Annotated in this window: 15 protein-coding genes; 3 read left to right on the top strand and 12 right to left on the bottom strand. The window is 73.9% G+C overall.

Annotated elements, in window-relative coordinates; all coding sequences use genetic code 11:
• Positions 1-213: 213 nt before the first annotated feature.
• From AB0D01_RS01700 to AB0D01_RS01745, 10 genes are all read right to left on the bottom strand, one after another.
• Positions 214-1,557, bottom strand: coding sequence for a GTP-binding protein (locus AB0D01_RS01700; RefSeq protein WP_363052967.1), 1,344 nt, complete (start codon positions 1,555-1,557; stop codon positions 214-216).
• 2 nt (positions 1,558-1,559) lie between these two features.
• Entirely contained in the window at positions 1,560-2,501 is a 942-nt protein-coding gene (cysD, locus tag AB0D01_RS01705) for a sulfate adenylyltransferase subunit CysD (RefSeq protein WP_363052968.1), read from the bottom strand.
• Positions 2,498-3,043: an adenylyl-sulfate kinase gene (cysC, locus tag AB0D01_RS01710; RefSeq protein ID WP_363052969.1), complete on the bottom strand. Its 546-nt coding sequence runs from the start codon at positions 3,041-3,043 to the stop codon at positions 2,498-2,500. Before cysC ends, cysD begins: the two co-directional genes overlap by 4 nt.
• Positions 3,044-3,069: 26 nt before the next feature.
• Positions 3,070-3,786 (bottom strand): phosphoadenylyl-sulfate reductase, encoded by a 717-nt coding sequence (locus AB0D01_RS01715; protein ID WP_363052970.1) that lies wholly within the window; start codon positions 3,784-3,786, stop codon positions 3,070-3,072.
• A complete protein-coding gene (locus AB0D01_RS01720) occupies positions 3,783-3,962 on the bottom strand; it encodes a hypothetical protein (protein WP_054227894.1) in 180 nt (59 codons plus the stop codon). The genes AB0D01_RS01715 and AB0D01_RS01720 overlap by 4 nt, the downstream gene beginning before the upstream one ends.
• Positions 3,959-5,665 (bottom strand): nitrite/sulfite reductase, encoded by a 1,707-nt coding sequence (locus tag AB0D01_RS01725; protein ID WP_363052971.1) that lies wholly within the window; start codon positions 5,663-5,665, stop codon positions 3,959-3,961. Before AB0D01_RS01725 ends, AB0D01_RS01720 begins: the two co-directional genes overlap by 4 nt.
• Positions 5,666-5,883: 218 nt before the next feature.
• Entirely contained in the window at positions 5,884-5,967 is an 84-nt protein-coding gene (locus tag AB0D01_RS01730; protein ID WP_363053047.1) for a putative leader peptide, read from the bottom strand.
• A gap of 435 nt (positions 5,968-6,402) precedes the next feature.
• Positions 6,403-6,966 (bottom strand): GNAT family N-acetyltransferase, encoded by a 564-nt coding sequence (locus AB0D01_RS01735; protein WP_363052972.1) that lies wholly within the window; start codon positions 6,964-6,966, stop codon positions 6,403-6,405.
• A gap of 5 nt (positions 6,967-6,971) precedes the next feature.
• Positions 6,972-8,237: a GAF domain-containing protein gene (locus AB0D01_RS01740; protein ID WP_363053048.1), complete on the bottom strand. Its 1,266-nt coding sequence runs from the start codon at positions 8,235-8,237 to the stop codon at positions 6,972-6,974.
• 420 nt (positions 8,238-8,657) lie between these two features.
• Positions 8,658-10,313 carry an acyl-CoA dehydrogenase family protein gene (locus tag AB0D01_RS01745; RefSeq protein ID WP_363052973.1) on the bottom strand — a complete coding sequence of 552 codons (1,656 nt, stop codon included), beginning with the start codon at positions 10,311-10,313 and terminating at the stop codon, positions 8,658-8,660.
• A gap of 17 nt (positions 10,314-10,330) precedes the next feature.
• On the opposite strand from AB0D01_RS01745, the gene AB0D01_RS01750 reads away from it, so the two are divergent.
• Together AB0D01_RS01750 and rsgA are read left to right on the top strand one after the other, a co-directional pair.
• Positions 10,331-11,446: a YihY/virulence factor BrkB family protein gene (locus AB0D01_RS01750; RefSeq protein ID WP_363052974.1), complete on the top strand. Its 1,116-nt coding sequence runs from the start codon at positions 10,331-10,333 to the stop codon at positions 11,444-11,446.
• A gap of 385 nt (positions 11,447-11,831) precedes the next feature.
• A complete protein-coding gene (gene rsgA, locus AB0D01_RS01755; protein WP_363052975.1) occupies positions 11,832-12,953 on the top strand; it encodes a ribosome small subunit-dependent GTPase A in 1,122 nt (373 codons plus the stop codon).
• A gap of 117 nt (positions 12,954-13,070) precedes the next feature.
• Here the strand turns inward: rsgA and AB0D01_RS01760 are convergent, their stop codons facing one another.
• Together AB0D01_RS01760 and AB0D01_RS01765 are read right to left on the bottom strand one after the other, a co-directional pair.
• A complete protein-coding gene (locus AB0D01_RS01760; RefSeq protein WP_363052976.1) occupies positions 13,071-13,556 on the bottom strand; it encodes a DUF456 domain-containing protein in 486 nt (161 codons plus the stop codon).
• A 24-nt stretch (positions 13,557-13,580) separates the two neighbouring features.
• Positions 13,581-14,558 (bottom strand): helix-turn-helix domain-containing protein, encoded by a 978-nt coding sequence (locus AB0D01_RS01765; protein WP_363053049.1) that lies wholly within the window; start codon positions 14,556-14,558, stop codon positions 13,581-13,583.
• Between the two features lie 1,100 nt (positions 14,559-15,658).
• On the opposite strand from AB0D01_RS01765, the gene AB0D01_RS01770 reads away from it, so the two are divergent.
• Complete coding sequence (locus AB0D01_RS01770; RefSeq protein ID WP_363052977.1) at positions 15,659-16,753, top strand: protein phosphatase 2C domain-containing protein; 1,095 nt, start codon at positions 15,659-15,661, stop codon at positions 16,751-16,753.
• Positions 16,754-16,862 lie beyond the last annotated feature (109 nt).

Below are 16,862 nucleotides of genomic sequence, written 5' to 3' on the forward strand. Positions count from 1 at the left end.
GAGGGGTTCCTCTCGTCGCGTCATGGCGTCATGACGCACGTCTTCGTTTCGTGAGCAAGGACAGGTACGGCTGGTGGGGGGTGAGGGCGCGCGAGCGGTGCGCGTACGTCATCGCGCACATCGGGCCACCCCTCCCTGGCCGCTGCCGAGGACGCCGCTGCCCACGCGGCCGCCCTCCTTCGCGAAGGTGGAGTAGATGTCGGCGAGCATGGTCTAGAAGTCCCACCCTTCTTCGTCGGCCCGGACGGTGGTCTCGGCACGCGAGGCGAAGGACTCGCCCGCCATGCCCGCCGCCAGGGTGGTGCCGTCGGCCGGGTCGATCAGCAGGAAGGACCCGGTGCGGCGCGAGTCGGCGTACGCGTCGAGCGCGAGGGGCTCGGCGGTGCGGACGACGACCCGGCCGATGTCGTTGGCCACGAGCTGCCCGGGGTTCGGGTGCTGGGAGAGGTCGTCGAGGGTCAGCCGCGAGGGGATCTCCTTGACGATGGCCTTGACCGTGCGCGTCGTGTGCTTGATCAGCACCCGGGCGCCCACGGCCAACGGCTGGTCGGCCACGTGGCAGACGGTGGCGACCACGTCCTGCGTGCCGGCCGGCGCGCTCGCCGTCGGCGCGATCAGGTCGCCGCGCGAGATGTCGATGTCGTCCTTCAGGCGCAGCGTCACCGACTGCGGCGCCCAGGCGATGTCCACGGACCGGCCCAGGGCGTCGATGCCCTCGATGACCGAGGTGCGGCCCGACGGCAGGACGGTGACGGCCTCGCCGACGCGCAGGACGCCGGAGGCGATCTGGCCCGCGTAGCCGCGGTAGTCGGGGTGCTCCGCCGACTGCGGGCGGATCACGTACTGGACGGGGAAGCGGGCCGGGCAGGCCGTCAGGTCGTGGCTGACCGGGACGGTCTCCAGGTGCTCCAGGACGGTCGGGCCGCCGTACCAGTCCATGTTCGCGGAGGGCTCGACCACGTTGTCCCCGGCCAGGGCCGAGATCGGGATGGCCGTGATCTCGGGGACGCCGAGGTCGGAGGCGTACGCGGTGAACTCCTCCGCGATCTTCGCGAAGACCTTCTCCTCGTAGCCGACGAGGTCCATCTTGTTCACGGCGAGGACCACGTGCGGGACGCGCAGCAGGGCGGCGACGGCGGCGTGCCGGCGGGTCTGCTCGATGACGCCGTTGCGGGCGTCGACGAGGACCACGGCCAGGTCGGCGGTGGAGGCGCCGGTGACCATGTTGCGGGTGTACTGCACGTGCCCGGGGGTGTCGGCGAGGATGAACCGGCGCCGGGCGGTGGCGAAGTAGCGGTAGGCCACGTCGATGGTGATGCCCTGCTCGCGCTCGGCGCGCAGGCCGTCCGTGAGGAGGGCCAGGTCCGGGGCCTCCTGGCCGCGCTGGGCGGAGACGGCCTCGACGGCCTCCATCTGGTCGCTCAGCACCGACTTGGAGTCGTGCAGCAGCCGGCCCACCAGGGTGGACTTGCCGTCGTCGACGGAACCGGCGGTCGCGAACCGCAGCAGGGTGGTCGCCGACAGGTCGGCGAACTGCTCGGTGGGGGTGGTGGTCATGGTTAGAAGTACCCTTCGCGCTTGCGGTCTTCCATCGCGGCCTCGGACATCTTGTCGTCGGCGCGGGTCGCGCCCCGCTCGGTGAGGCGGGAGACGGCGATCTCGGCGATCACGGCGTCCAGCGTGGTGGCGTCGGAGTCGACGGCACCGGTGCAGGACATGTCGCCGACGGTGCGGTAGCGGATCAGGCGGGTCTCGGGGGTCTCGCCCTCCTTGGCACCGCCCCACTCGCCGGCCGTCAGCCACATGCCGTTGCGCAGGAACACCTCGCGCTCGTGGGCGAAGTAGATCTCCGGCAGCTCGATGCCCTCGCGGGCGATGTACTGCCACACGTCCAGCTCGGTCCAGTTGGACAGGGGGAAGACGCGCACGTGCTCGCCGGGGGCGTGCCGGCCGTTGTAGAGCTGCCACAGCTCGGGACGCTGGCGGCGCGGGTCCCACTGGGAGAACTCGTCGCGCAGGGAGAAGACGCGCTCCTTGGCGCGGGCCTTCTCCTCGTCGCGCCGGCCGCCGCCGAAGACCGCGTCGAAGCGCAGCGACTGGATGGCCTCGGTGAGCGGGACCGTCTGGAGCGGGTTGCGGGTGCCGTCGGGGCGCTCGCGCAGCTTGCCGGCGTCGATGTACTCCTGGACGGAGGCCACGTGCAGGCGCAGCCCGTGCCGGGCGACGGTGCGGTCGCGGTATTCCAGGACCTCGGGGAAGTTGTGCCCGGTGTCCACGTGCAGCAGGGCGAAGGGGACCGGCGCCGGGGCGAAGGCCTTCAGCGCCAGGTGCAGCATGACGATCGAGTCCTTGCCGCCGGAGAAGAGGATCACCGGCTTCTCGAACTCGCCCGCCACCTCGCGGAAGATGTGCACCGCCTCGGATTCGAGGGCGTCCAGGTGGGACAGCGCGTAGGGCGCGTCGGCGTCGGACTCGGTGTGCAGGTGCGCGGCGGTGGTCATGCCAGACCCCTCTCGGTGAGCAGTGCGTGCAGGGCGTCGGCCGACTCCCGCACGGTCTGCGTGTGCGACTCGATGCGCAGGTCCGGGGAGACCGGAACCTCGTACGGGTCGTCGACCCCGGTCAGACCGGAGATCTCGCCCGCCGCCTGCTTGGCGTACAGGCCCTTCACGTCACGCTCGGAGCAGACCTCGACCGGGGTGGCCACGTGGACCTCCAGGTACGCGGTGTTCTCGGCGGCGTGCCGCTTGCGCACGGCCTCCCGGCTGTCGGCGAACGGCGCGATGACCGGGACGAGGGCCTTGACGCCGTTGCTCGCGAGGAGCTCGGCGACGAAACCGATGCGCTGGACGTTGGTGTGCCGGTCCTCGCGGCCGAAGCCGAGGCCCGCCGAGAGGAACTCGCGGATCTCGTCCCCGTCGAGGACCTCCACCCGGTGCCCCTCGCCGCGCAGCCGCTCGGCGAGGGCGTACGCGATGGTGGTCTTGCCCGCGCTCGGCAGCCCGGTCAGCCACACGGTGGCGCCCTGGTCGCTCACGCTCATCTGCTCTGTCTCCGTAGGTCGATTCATCAGCCGTGCAGTCCGCACTCGGTCTTGCCGCGCCCGGCCCACCGGCCGGCCCGCGCGTCCTCGCCCTCCGCCACGCGGCGGGTGCAGGGGGCGCATCCGACGGAGGCGTAGCCGTCCATCAGCAGCGGGTTGGTGAGCACGCCGTGCTCGGCGACGTACGCGTCCACGTCGTCCTGCGTCCAGCGGGCGATCGGGGAGACCTTCACCTTGCGGCGCTTCTCGTCCCAGCCGACGACCGGGGTGTTCGCCCGGGTGGGGGACTCGTCGCGGCGCAGGCCCGTCGCCCACGCCCGGTACGCGGTCAGGCCCTCTTCCAGGGGCTTGACCTTGCGCAGGGCGCAGCACAGGTCGGGGTCGCGGTCGTGCAGCTTCGGGCCGTACTCGGCGTCCTGCTCGGCGACCGTCTGTCGCGGGGTCAGGGTGATGACGTTGACGTCCATCACCGCGTCCACCGCGTCCCGGGTGCCGATGGTCTCCTCGAAGTGGTAGCCGGTGTCCAGGAACACCACGTCCACGCCGGGGAAGGCGCGGGAGGCGAGGTGGGCCACCACCGCGTCCTCCATGGAGGAGGTGACGCAGAACTGCGGGCCGAAGGTCTTCGCCGCCCAGGTGAGGATGTCCAGGGCGGAGGCGTCCTCCAGGTCACGGCCCGCCTGCTCGGCCAGTTCCCTGAGGGAGGCGCCGTTTTCGAGACGCACGTCCTGATCGGTGGTCATATCTCTTCCCCTCCAGCGGTGTCGGACCGGACACCCCGGGCCAGCAGCCCGAGGTACTTGAGCTGGAAGGCTCGGTTGCAGGCCCTGCATTCCCAGGCGCCGTGGCCGGTTTCGTTCGGAAACAGGTCCTCGTCGCCGCAGTACGGGCAGTGGAACGGTGCGGCGCGCTCGCTCACGACAGGCTCTTGTCGTCGGCGCGCGCGACCCAGGTCGCGAAGCGTTCGCCCTCTTCACGCTGCTCCTCGAAGCGCGTGACGACCCGCTCGACGTAGTCGGGCAGTCCGGCCGAGGTGACCTTCAGGCCGCGGACCTTGCGGCCGAAACCGGCCTCCAGGCCGAGCGCGCCGCCCAGGTGGACCTGGTAGCCCTCCACCTGCTCGCCGTTCTCGTCCAGGACCAGCTGGCCCTTGAGACCGATGTCCGCGACCTGGATACGGGCGCAGGCGTTCGGGCAGCCGTTGATGTTGATGGTGATCGGCTCGGCGAAGTCCGGCAGGCGGCGCTCCAGCTCGTCGATCAGCGAGGCGCCGCGCGCCTTGGTCTCGACGATGGCCAGCTTGCAGAACTCGATGCCGGTGCAGGCCATCGTGCCGCGGCGGAACGGGGACGGCTTGACCCGCAGGTCCAGCGCCTCCAGGGCCTCGACGACGGAGTCGACGCGGTCGGCCTCGATGTCGAGCACGATCATCTTCTGCTCGGCGGTGGTGCGCAGTCGGCCGGAGCCGTGCCGCGCGGCCACGTCGGCGATCTTGACGAGGGTGGCGCCGTCCACGCGGCCGACGCGGGGCGCGAAGCCGACGTAGAAGCGGCCGTCCTGCTGCGGGTGGACGCCGACGTGGTCGCGCCACTGTCCGCTGGGCTGCTCCGGCGCGGGGCCGTCGGTCAGCGGGCGCTTCAGGTACTCGTCCTCCAGGACCTGGCGGAACTTGGCCGGGCCCCAGTCGGCGACGAGGAACTTCAGGCGGGCGCGGTTGCGCAGGCGCCGGTAGCCGTAGTCGCGGAAGATCGAGATGACGCCCTCGTAGACGTCGGGCACCTCGTCGAGCGAGACCCAGGTGCCCAGGCGCACGCCCAGCTTGGGGTTGGTGGAGAGGCCGCCGCCGACCCAGACGTCGAAGCCGGGGCCGTGCTCGGGGTGGTTCACGCCGACGAAGGCGATGTCGTTGATCTCGTGCGCCACGTCGAGCAGCGGCGAGCCGGAGATCGCGGACTTGAACTTGCGGGGCAGGTTGGAGAAGTCCTTGTTGCCGACGATGCGGCGGTAGATCTCGTCGATGGCGGGGGTGCCGTCGATGATCTCGTCCTGGGCGATGCCGGCGACGGGCGAGCCGAGGATGACGCGGGGGGTGTCACCGCAGGCCTCGGTCGTGGACAGCCCGACGGCCTCCAGGCGGCGCCAGATCTCGGGGACGTCCTCGATCCGGATCCAGTGGTACTGCACGTTCTGGCGGTCGGTGAGGTCGGCGGTGCCGCGCGCGAACTCCTCGGAGATCTCGCCGATGACGCGCAGCTGCTCGGTGGTCAGCCGGCCGCCGTCGATGCGGACGCGCAGCATGAAGTACTTGTCGTCCAGCTCCTCCGGCTCCAGGATCGCGGTCTTGCCGCCGTCGATCCCGGGCTTGCGCTGGGTGTACAGGCCCCACCAGCGCATGCGGCCGCGCAGGTCGTTGGGGTCGATCGAGTCGAAGCCGGTCTTGGAGTAGATCGTCTCGATGCGTGTCCGCACGTTGAGACCGTCGTCGTCCTTCTTGAACTGCTCGTTGCCGTTGAGGGGCGTGTGGTGTCCGACGGCCCACTGACCCTCGCCGCGGTGACGGCCGGTCTTGCGGCGCGCTGCGGCTGCGGGGGCGGCTGCGGGCGTTTCAGGGGTGGCGGCCATGGCGGGTACGTCCTTCTTCAGCGGCTCTAAGCAGGGGGCAGGGGGCGGCGGCGTGCCCCCGATAACACTGGCGCCTCTGAGCAGGGTGCGGCCGAATGTCACCCTTTGACCGGGTTTGCCGGCGTGTCAGGGCGTGTTCGGCCTTGAGGGGGCTTGCGAGGGTTCGACGCGTCCGCTGCGGCGGGGACGGCGGCGACGTGCGGCGGTGGCTGGTTCCGTCAGCGTGCCGGACAGATGGCGCTGGATACGCGGCCGAGGTCGACGTGACGTCGACTCACCAAGGCGATTCCGGCTCCATTCATGGCGGAAGCGTGGCATGGGCCGATTGGAGGAGTCCACTACTGTCCACTATTCGGACTAAGTCGTCTCGAATCTCGGGATCGCGTGATCGGAGTCACGTGTGGGGCCGCCTGGAGGGGACCCCTCCGCTTCTGGCCGGTTCTCTACGCTACCCCGTCGCCCCGGCCGGATACGGCCCCCGGAAGCGTCGGGAGCGGGGGTGCGGGGCGGGGTGCGGGCGGGGGTGCGGGGCCGGGTCGGCCGCGTCCGCGGATCGGGCGGGCCGGGTGGTCGCGGGCCTGCCGGGGTCGCCGTCGTCCCTCCGCCCCCGCGGCCCGCCCCCGCAGGGAGACGTGTGTCCACCATGCGGACGCCGGGGGCGGAGGGGGCGGAGGGGGCGAGGGCGAGGGAGGTTGCGGAGGGGGTGGGCGTGTCGGGCGTGCCGGGCGGGGCCAGGGTCAGGCGCCGGGCCAGGGGCCCGGGGTCGGCGTCGGCACCTTCTCCTCGGTCTCCGTCCGGAAGACCCGGAAGCCGCGCCGCCGGTAGTTGTCCATCGCCGTCGGGCCGTCCTCGCTGCACGTGTGGACCCACACCCGGCGCGTCGGCTCGCGGTCCGGCCAGCGGGAGGCCAGGTCCCACGCGCGGGCCGTGCCGAACGTCAGCAGGTGCCCGCCGATGCGGCGCCCCCGGAAGTCCGGCAGCAGCCCGAAGTACATGATCTCCACCACGCCGTCGGCCTGCGGATCGAGTTCGATGTAGCCGGCCGGCGTCCCCCGGTCGTACGCGACCCAGGTCTCCACTCCCGGCCGGGCCAGGTACTCCACCCACTGCGCCCGGGTCAGCGACAGCCGGTCCGTCCAGTGGATGTCCCCGCCCACCGAGGCGTACAGGAACCGGCTGAACTCCGGCGAGGGCACTTCCGCCCGCTCGATGCGGACCTCCGGGCCCGGGACGGTCGCCGCGACCAGGTCCTCGGGGGAGTTCATCTCCAGGGACCACGTGGTGAGAGTGATGGTGCTCATGCCGTTCAGGGAATCACGCCCTGTCCCGAACGGCCCAGGCGGGCCCGGACCACCGCCGGGGCCGTGGAGTGCGGCAGCAGCCGTGCGGGGTCGCGCGGGCGGATCAGCTCCACCTCCACGTCCTCCGCGAAGCGGTACGGCCGGTGGGTCAGGACCCCCGCCAGGTGCCGGCGTACGCGCGACAGCTCCGCGCGCACCGTCACCGTCCGGGTCGGGTCGCCGAACAGCTCCGCCGCGAGCTCGGCGGCCGAACGCCCGCGCGGGGACTCCGCCAGCAGGAACAGCAGCTCCGCGTGGCGCGGGCTCAGCTCCTGCGACCAGCTGCCGGCGGCCCCGTACACCGTCGCCGACCAGGATCTGGGCCGGCTGAGGTCCAGGACCACGCGGCTGACCGCCGGCGCGGCGGCGGGCGACTCCTCCAGCCGCAGCAGCCACCCGCCGGGCAGCGGCTCCGCCACGCAGTCGCCCAGCTGCGGGATCCACAGCCGGCCCGGCGCGAGCCCCTTCGGCAGCGGGATCCGGTCGGAGGGGGCCAGCCCCGTCACGGCCGCCGTCCAGCCGTGCGGGTCCACCGCCACGGCCCGCCCGGGCAGCCGTGCCAGCAGCGGCGCCGCCACCGCCCGCAGCCGCTCCAGCGACTCCAGGTGCCGCAGCCGCAGCTCCCGCTCGGCCAGCCGGGCCACGGAGGTCACCCAGGCCAGGGTCGCCGGGTGCATGGTGGCCAGCGGCCCGCTGACGTCGACCACGCCGAGCAGCTGCCCGTCACGGGGGTCGCGTACGGGGGCGCCCGCACAGGTCCAGTCGTGGTGGCTGGAGACGAAGTGCTCCGCCGAGAACACCTGCACCGGCCGCCGGGCCACCAGGGCCGTCCCCACCCCGTTGGTGCCCACCACGGCCTCGTCCCAGTCGGCCCCCACCGCGAAACCCAGCCGGTCCGCCTTGCGCAGGATCGCGGCGTGCCCCTCCCGCCACAGCAGCCGCCCGTCGGCGTCGGCGACGACCATGATGTGCAGGGCCTCGTCCAGCGCGGGCAGCAGCCCCTCGCGCAGCACCGGGAGGATCTCCCGCAGCGGCGACACCTGCCGGCGCTCCTCGGTCTCGGAGGCCGACAGCAGGCGCGAGCGGGCGTCGCGGTCCGGGTGGACCCCGCCGGCCAGCATCCGCCGCCAGGACTCGGCGATCTCCGGCCGCGGCGTCGCCGGGGGGCGATCCCCGGCCAGTGCGGCCGCCCGCACCCCCTTGAGCAGACGCGCCGCCTCCCGCGCGTCCATGGCCGTGATGCGCGCCACGTCGACCGCGTTGCCTGCGGTGTTGGCCACCGGAACCTCCCCGTGCTGAACAGGACGTACTGCGGAAGCCGCCGGGCCGCCCCGTACCCGCCCGTACCCGGGGCATGTGCGGGTGGCACCCGCCGTCGGCGGTCCTCCGAGCCGAGCCGAAGGTCTGAAGGGTTGCAACGGTATGCAACTCTCGCCAACCTCCGGTCGCCCGACCGAAACTATCGGCACGCCGCAGAGCGGCGTGACAGCTCCTTCCTCGGGGCTTCTCGGATCAGGGGTGGTGCCGAGTCGGCGCGGCGCCACCCCCGATCTGTCCTCACCGGGCCCGGATCCCGGTGCTGAGTGGTTTGGGGACCACGACGGGGAGAGGACCGCGGCGGTTTGGGGACCGCCACGCTCCATCGGACCCGATCAGCCCGAGATCCGTGCCCGTGACACCACCGCGCGCAGGTCGAGACCGTGCGGCAGGGTACCGAAGGCCGCGCCCCAGTCCCCGCCGAGCCGGGAGGCGCAGAACGCGTCCGCCACCTCCGGCGGCGCCCACCTCACCAGCAGCGAGCCCTGCAACACCAGGGCCATCCGCTCCACCACCCGACGGGCCCGCGCCTCGATGCCCTCCAGGTCGGCCAGCTCCGTCAGCAGGTTCTTGATCGCCGCGTCCAGACGGTGATCGGCGCCCCGCGCCAGGCCCACCTCCGTCAGGAACGCGTTCAGGGCCATGGGCTCCCGTTGCAGGGCGCGCAGCACGTCCAGGGCCTGGACGTTGCCGGAGCCCTCCCAGATCGAGTTGAGCGGGGACTCGCGCAGCAGCCGGGGCAGCCCCGACTCCTCGACGTAGCCGTTGCCGCCCAGGCACTCCAGGGCCTCCGCCACCATCGGCGTACACCGCTTGGTCACCCAGTACTTCGCGGCGGGCACCGCGAGGCGCAGGAAGGCCCGCTCCTGGTCCGTACCGGCGTCGTAGGCGGCCGCGAGGCGCAGGGTGAGGACGGTCGCCGCCTCCGACTCCAGGGCGAGGTCGGCGAGGACGTTGCGCATCAACGGCTGCTCGATGAGCGGCGCTCCGAAAGCGGAGCGGTGCTCCGCGTGGTGGACGGCCTGCGTCAGCGCCTGCCGCATCAGCGAGGCGGAACCGATCACGCAGTCCAGCCGGGTCGCCGCGACCATCTCGATGATGGTCCGCACCCCCCGGCCCTCCTCGCCCACCCGCCGCGCCCAGGTCCCGTCGAACTCGACCTCGCTCGACGCGTTCGACCGGTTGCCCAGCTTGTCCTTGAGCCGCTGGATCGCGAACGCGTTGCGCGAACCGTCCGGCAGCACCCGCGGCACCAGGAAGCACGTCAGGCGGTCCTGCCCGGCGGCGGAGGCCTGGGCCAGGACCAGGAAACCGTCCGACATCGGAGCCGAACAGAACCACTTGTGCCCCGTCAGCAGGTACTCCCCGGGAGCGTCCAGGGCCACCGCCCGGGTGGTGTTCGCCCGGACGTCGCTGCCGCCCTGCTTCTCGGTCATCCCCATCCCGAACAACGCCCCGGCCTTCCGGTCGGCCGGCAGCAGCCCCTCCTCGTACACGTGCGAGGTCAGCCGCGGCTCCCACACCGCCGCCAGCTCGGGGTCCGCCCGCAGCGCCGGGACGGCCGCGTGCGTCATCGAGACCGGGCACCCGTGCCCCGCCTCGGCCTGAGACCACAGGAAGAAGCCGGCCGCCCGCCGCAGGTGCCCCGCGGGGCGCCCCCAGGCGTCCGTCAGCCCGGCCGTCACGGCGTGCCCCAGCAGCCGGTGCCAGGCCGGGTGGAACTCCACCTCGTCGATCCGGTTCCCGTAACGGTCGTGCGTACGGAGTTTCGGCGGGTTCTCGTTCGCCAGCCGACCCCATTCCTGGGCCTGGGACGAGCCCGCCGCCCGACCCAGCGCGGTCAGCTCCTCCCTTGCCTCGTCACGGAGTTCGGGGGCCGCGTCGGCCAGGTGCCGTTCGACGCCCTCGGTGAGGGCCCGGTCGCCGAGGTAGACCTCGTGGCCCACCAGGGGCGGGACCTGATTGCTGACTGTGTGGGTGGTGGCTGCCATGCCGATACCGTAAGGACGTGCAGCCAGCAAAAGAAACACCCGAGCGGATCCCAGGACGGCTCCATCGGGCCCGCGCCCTCTATCGCAACGTCTCCAAGCGGAAGATGGCCTGGCTGCTGCTCAAAGACACCGTCAACTCCTGCATCGAGTACCGCATCCTCGGGCTGGCGGCCGAGGCGGCCTTCTTCACCCTGCTCTCCCTGCCCCCGCTCTTCCTCGGCCTGCTCGGCCTCCTCGGCTACGTGGACGGCTGGACCGACACCCAGTCGGTCGCCAGCATCGAGGAGAACATCCTGCGCGCGGTGGGCACCATCCTGTCCGACCGGGGCGTCAACGACATCGCCAAACCGATGCTCGACGACGTCACCAGCCGCGGCAGACCCGACCTGATCTCCCTCGGCTTCGCCTTCGCACTGTGGTCGGGCTCCCGGGCCGTCAACGTCTTCATCGACACCATCACCGTCATGTACGGCCTCGACGGCCAGCGGGGCATCGTCAAGACCCGGCTGCTCGCCTTCCTGCTGTACGTGATCGCCCTGGTCATCGGCGCGGTGGTGCTGCCGCTGATGGTCGCCGGACCGGACGTGGTCGTCCGGCTCGTCCCGTGGAGCACCGAGGTGATCGCGGTGCTGTACTGGCCGACCGTCACCCTGCTCTCCATCGCCTTCCTGACCACGCTCTACCACGTCTCCGTACCGGTTCGTTCGCCGTGGATCGAGGACGTCCCGGGCGCGCTGGTGGCGCTGGCGATGTGGGTGCTGGGCTCGTTCCTGCTGCGGATCTACCTGACCAACACGGTGGAGGGGCCGACGATCTACGGCTCGCTGGCCGCGCCCGTGGCGATCCTGCTGTGGATCGGCATCTCGGCCTTCGCGGTGCTCGTCGGCGCCGCCGTCAACGCCGCCATCGACCGGGTGTGGCCCTCGGTGGCCACGGCCGCGGCGCGCGAGGCGAACGAACGGGTCCGCGAGGCGGAGGCCGCCCAGCTGGTGGCGCGGGCCGCCGCCTGGCGGGCACTGGCCGAGGGGGAGTCGGAGGACGACGAGGACGCGGGGATGCCGTCGGAGTTCCCCGAGCGCTGGTCGAACTTCCTGCCGCCGGACGACTACACCTCCCGGCTGCGCAAGCACTGACACCGGCGACACCGGCCCCCGCTCGCCCGCCCCTCACGGACGCCCGCCCCCCCGGGGGCGGGCGTCCGGTCGTTTCCGGGGCGCCGGATCGGGGCGGGCGCGAACCCGGGCGGAAGGGCCCGCGGCAGGCCTGCGGAACGCCTGCGGAAAAAGGATTGGCGCCGGGGCGAAGGGCCTTGTTACGGTGAACCCGTTCCCGCCGATCGGTGGGTGACCACAGACCGTTGTACGACCCGGAGGTGAGTTCATTGATGACTGCTGTCGAGCAGGGTGCCGTTCGCACTCAGAAGCCCATCAATGTCACCCCCGTGGTCTCCGGCTGACCTCACACCTTCTTCGCGCGCCGAGGCGCGCGCTGCCGGGGCCACCCTGTGAAGGGTTCCCCTTGACTCTCTCTTCCTTCCCCTCGTCCTCCTCTTCCTCCTCCGCTTCCCGCTCCGTCCTCGCCCCCTACGGCTGGGACGACGCGTGGGCCGTCGAGTTCGAGCCGTACGCCGACCGGGGACTCCTCCCGGGCCGGGTCGTGCGCGTGGACCGGGGCCAGTGCGACGTCATGACCGAGGACGGCATCGTCCGCGCCGACACCGCCTTCGTCACCCCGCACGACCCGCTGCGCGTCATCTGCACCGGCGACTGGGCCGCCGTCGAGGCGAGCGGCAACCCCCGGTACGTCAAGGCGTACCTGCCGCGCCGGACCGCCTTCGTGCGCTCCACCTCCTCGCAGCGCTCCGAGGGCCAGATCCTCGCCGCCAACGTCGACCACGCGGTGATCGCCGTCTCCCTCGCCGCCGAACTCGACCTCGGTCGGATCGAGCGCTTCCTCGCCCTCGCGTGGGAGTCGGGGGCGCAGCCGATCGTCGTCCTCACCAAGGCCGACCTCGTACCGGACCCGACCGCGCTGGCCTACCTCGTCCAGGACGTGGAGACCACGGCCCCGGGCGTGCAGGTGCTGACCGTCTCCTCCCACACCGGGGAGGGCACGGACGTCCTGGCGGCGATCGTCGCCGACGGCACGAGCGTGCTGCTCGGCGTCTCCGGCGCCGGAAAGTCCACCCTGGCGAACGCGCTGCTCGGCGCGGACGTCATGGAGGTCCAGGAGATCCGTGACGTCGACGGAAAGGGCCGTCACACCACGACCACCCGCAACCTGCTGGCCCTGCCCGGGGGCGGTGTCCTCATCGACACCCCGGGGCTGCGCGGGGTCGGCCTGTTCGACGCCGAGGCGGGCGTCGGACAGGTCTTCTCGGAGATCGAGGAGTACGCCGCCCGGTGCCGCTTCCACGACTGCGCGCACGTCGCGGAGCCGGGCTGCGCGGTGCTGGAGGCGCTGGACTCGGGGGCGCTGCCCGAGCGACGGCTGGAGAGCTACCGCAAGCTGCTGCGGGAGAACCAGCGGATCGTCGCGAAGACGGACGCCCGACTGCGGTCGGAGATCCGCCGGGACTGGCGCCTGAAGTCCGCGGAGGGCCGCGCCAACTACGCCGCGAAGCGCAACGGCAGGGCCTGACCCGCAGGAGCCGGGTCGGCCCGCCGGCCGACCCGGCCACGGCCCGCCGGGCCCGGCCGGCGGGCCCCTCGGACCCGGCGGCCGGCGCCGCCCGGGCCCGTCGGGCCGTCGGAGGGGTCAGGAACCCGCGAGGACCGCGCCCAGCCAGGCGGCCGCCACCATCAGGCACGCGAACAGCTCCACCAGCACGCTCGTCCCCACCGCCCGCATCACCGTCCGCACCGAGGCCCACGCCTCGCCGTGCGTGCCCAGCCGGCGGCGTTCGCACAGGTAGACGCCGCCCACGAAACCCGGCACCGCGCCCACCACCGGCAGCGCCACGAAGCCCACGAGCGCGCCCGCGCCCGCGTACACCGCCATCCGACGGCTCACGCCCACCCCGCGCAGCCGGCGCGGCGGGAGCTGCCACTTCACCACCTGCACCACCAGCAGCAACACCGTCGTGGCGACGAGCAGCGCCCACGCGGGCGTCGACCGTTCGCCCATCGCCCACCACAGCACGCCCGCCCACACCAGCCAGGTTCCCGGCACCCCCGGGACCAGCACCCCGAGCACCCCGAGCAGCAGCACCAGCCCCACCAGGAGCAGCTGAGGCAGATCCATCTGCCCAGCGTGACCGACCGGGGACTATCGGGCCACCCAGCCCCGCCGGTACGCCTGCCAGCCGAGCTGGAGCCGCGTGGTGACCCCGGACAGCTCCATCAGCCCCTTCACCCGCCGCTGTACCGTGCGCAGCCCCAGCTCCAGGTGCTTGGCCACGCTCGCGTCCGTCATCCCCGCCAGCAGCAGCGAGAGGATCTCCAGGTCCACCTCGTCCGGGCCGCCGGCGCCCTCCTCGGCGCAGCCCGTCGACCCGAGCCGCAGCGGCAGCGCCTCCCGCCACGCCGCCTCGAACAGCCCCCGCAACGCCTCCAACAGCCCCGACGCGTGCACGACCAGCGCGGCCGGCTCCGCCCCGCGCGGGGTGAGGTGGACCATCGCCGGCGAGCGGTCGGCGATCACCAGCTTCGTCGGCACCCGGTCCGTCACCCGGATCCGCTCACCGCGCGCCAGGGCGGCCCCGGCCTCCCGGATGCCCCCGGACAGGGCGAGCGCCTCCCGTTCGAGCACGACCCGGTGGGAGACGCCCCGTACGAGGGCCCGTTCCTCGGCTCCGCCGTCGGGGCCCGGCCCCGCCTCCGGCCGGCCGGTCACCAGCGCGCACACCTCCTGCGTCGCGCCCAGCCGGAGCTGGTGGAAACGGTGCGCCACCGCGCTCGCCCCGGTCACCACCTCCACCAAATCGTGCACGGCCGGCTCGCTCGCCTCCGCCCGGTACGCCTCCGCCAGCAGCACCGCCGCCAGCTCCGCACGCTCCAACTCGTGCCGCTGCCGCGTCAGCAGGGCGCCCAGCGCCACCCCCGGCGGCGCGGCCACCCAGCGGCCCGGGCGGGCCGAGGACTGCGCGGCCAGGCCGTGGCGTTCCAGGTGCCGCAGGGCCCGTTCGGTCTGCGGCACCGGCAGCGTCAGCCGGTGCGCCAGGTCCGGCACCTCCGCCGCGCCCAGTGCCACCAGCGCGCGGTAAGCCGACTCCTGGCCCTCGTCCAGGCCTATCGCCCCCAGCAACCCGTCCACCCCCATCTCGTGCCGATCCCGGCGGGAAGCGGCCACGGCGCGATCCCGCCTCGGACATCATCGCCGCACCCACCGCCGATCCGCCAAGGTGACGGCCGCCGCGGTACCGACATCCGCCGGTCGCGAGGCGTCCGCGCGGCAACTTCGCCGTGCCGCAACGCGGTTGGCCGGAATTCGCCCGGGGAGGGCGATGTGTCCGCCCTCGTCTACTGCGCCGGGGCCGCCGTACGGTCGCCCGGACGGTCGTGCGGACGTACGAAGTCCGCTGCTCCGTACGGGACATGGGGAGGGCGGCCGGCGGGCGGCGGCCGGGTCGACCCATTTCGCGCGTTCGGGGTTTTCCGCCGCCCGGGGAGGCCGACAATGAGGGCATGAGTCAGCGGGGCGCGCAGGACTGGTGGCAGAAGCTCTACGAGGATCCGGACGCGGCACCCGAGCCCGATCCGGCGGACACGCTGGACCACCGGTTCCGTTCGGCGTCCGGGCTGGTGACGCAGGCGGGACCGGGCCCGGACGGGCCGGGGGAGTCCGTCGGACAGGCCGGGGCGCCGCCGCCTCCGCAGACCGCGGCGGGCCCCACCACGACCCCGACCGCGCCCCCACCCCCGCCCGCCGAGCCGGTGCTTCCGGCACCCCGCGCGGGCGACGCGGCGCCCGGGGCGCCGGCGCGCCGGGCGACCCCTCCCGAGCCCCCGGCGCGCTCGGCGGCCCCCGAGCCCCTCCCACCCCCGGCGCCTCCCGAGGCTCCCGCGCCCCTGGCGCCCCCCGCGCCGACGGCGCCGCCCGCACCCCCTTCACCCGTCCCCCCGATGGCAGGACGCCCGGGCCCGCTTCCCGCGTCGGCCCCCGCAGGTTCCGCACCCGCGGCGCCTCCCGCCCCGCCTCCCGCGTCCACGCCGACGCCCGCCGCGCCGGCCCCCGTACCGCCCGGGCCCGCCGCCGCCCCCGCACCGCCTCCCCACCCGTCCGCGCCCCCTTCGCCGCCGCTGCCCGCGCAGCGCGGCGCCGGTTCCGGCCCGGAGCCGGCCCCGCCGCCACCCGCGTGGCGGGACCCGCGCCTGTCGGGGGCGACCGGGTACGCGCGGGGCGACGTGACGGTGCCCCCGGCGCCGGCCGCCGACCCGGCCGACGCCCCGGACACCGACCCGCCCGGGCCCGCCGCCGACCCGCCCGCGTGGCGGTGGGGCGTACCCGCGGCGCCGGCCGGGACGCCCGCGCGGGCCGCGGAGCCTGAGCCCGTACCGCCGCCGGCGCCGCGTCCCCCGTCCCGCCCGGCCCCGCCGCCGGCCCCATCGTCGCCCCCGCCCCCGCCCTTCGAGACGGTCGACCGTCCCGAGCCCGCCTTCCTCGGCGACCGGGCCCCCACCTACGCCGCCGAACCGGGAGCGCTGCCCGCGGCCGACCCCGCCGCGCTCGACTTCCTGACCCCCGACACCGTGCTGGAGGGGGCCCGCTACGGCACCTACACCCTGCGCGCCGCCTCCCTGCGCGGGGACTCCGCCCGCTACCGGGGCGAAGCCCGTCGGGACTTCCTGCTCACGGCCCGCTTCGGCAGCGGTGACGACGGCCTGGTCCTGGTCGTCCTGGCCGGCGGGGACCGGGCCGCCCCCGGCGCCCGGGAGGCCGCCGCCGAACTGGGTCGATCCGTCGCGGCGGCCGTCGGGCGCAGCCGCGAGCGGCTCACCGACGACGTACGGGCCGGGCGGCGCGAGGCCCTGCTGTCGGGGCTCCAGCGGCTCACCGACCGGGGTTACGGTCGGCTGCGGGCCCACGCGGCCGAACTGGGACTGGCCGAGGAGGCCTACACGGCGGGGCTGCGCGGGGTCCTGCTGCCCCTGGACCCCCGCTGTCCCAACCGGGTGTGCTTCGGCGCGGGCGCGGGCGGGGTCTTCCGGCTCCGGGACGGCCGCTGGCAGGACCTCGAACCGCCCGGCCCGGTCACCCACACCGAGGGCGGCGCGGGCTTCCGCTTCCGCGCGGCCGTGGCCCGCCCCGGCGACACCCTCCTGCTGTGCTCCGGCGGTCTCGCCGACCCGATGCGCGAGGAGGGACTGCTCCCCGCCGAGCTGGCCGACCGCTGGTCCCAGGGCGACCCGCCGGGCCTGGCGGCCTTCCTCGCGGACACCCAGCTCCGCCTCAAGGGCTACGCCGACGACCGGACGGCGGCCGCGATCTGGGAGGCGTGACCGGGCGGACGGCGCCGAGCCGAACGCGGCGGAGCGGATCCTCGACGCACTCGGCGACCCCGTCCGCTCCACGGCGTACCGGAGCCCCCACGGCATGCCGGAACGCCCC

Origin of the sequence: Streptomyces sp. NPDC048606 (genome assembly GCF_040650855.1) — a bacterium.
Taxonomy (GTDB): Bacteria; Actinomycetota; Actinomycetes; order Streptomycetales; family Streptomycetaceae; genus Streptomyces.

Coding starts and splice junctions, on each gene's coding strand:
- AB0D01_RS01700 (WP_363052967.1), bottom strand. CDS start 1,557: ATGACCACCACCCCCACCGAGCAGTTCGCCGACCTGTCGGCGACCACC.
- cysD (WP_363052968.1), bottom strand. CDS start 2,501: ATGACCACCGCCGCGCACCTGCACACCGAGTCCGACGCCGACGCGCCC.
- cysC (WP_363052969.1), bottom strand. CDS start 3,043: ATGAGCGTGAGCGACCAGGGCGCCACCGTGTGGCTGACCGGGCTGCCG.
- AB0D01_RS01715 (WP_363052970.1), bottom strand. CDS start 3,786: ATGACCACCGATCAGGACGTGCGTCTCGAAAACGGCGCCTCCCTCAGG.
- AB0D01_RS01725 (WP_363052971.1), bottom strand. CDS start 5,665: ATGGCCGCCACCCCTGAAACGCCCGCAGCCGCCCCCGCAGCCGCAGCG.
- AB0D01_RS01730 (WP_363053047.1), bottom strand. CDS start 5,967: ATGAATGGAGCCGGAATCGCCTTGGTGAGTCGACGTCACGTCGACCTC.
- AB0D01_RS01735 (WP_363052972.1), bottom strand. CDS start 6,966: ATGAGCACCATCACTCTCACCACGTGGTCCCTGGAGATGAACTCCCCC.
- AB0D01_RS01740 (WP_363053048.1), bottom strand. CDS start 8,237: ATGGACGCGCGGGAGGCGGCGCGTCTGCTCAAGGGGGTGCGGGCGGCC.
- AB0D01_RS01745 (WP_363052973.1), bottom strand. CDS start 10,313: ATGGCAGCCACCACCCACACAGTCAGCAATCAGGTCCCGCCCCTGGTG.
- AB0D01_RS01760 (WP_363052976.1), bottom strand. CDS start 13,556: ATGGATCTGCCTCAGCTGCTCCTGGTGGGGCTGGTGCTGCTGCTCGGG.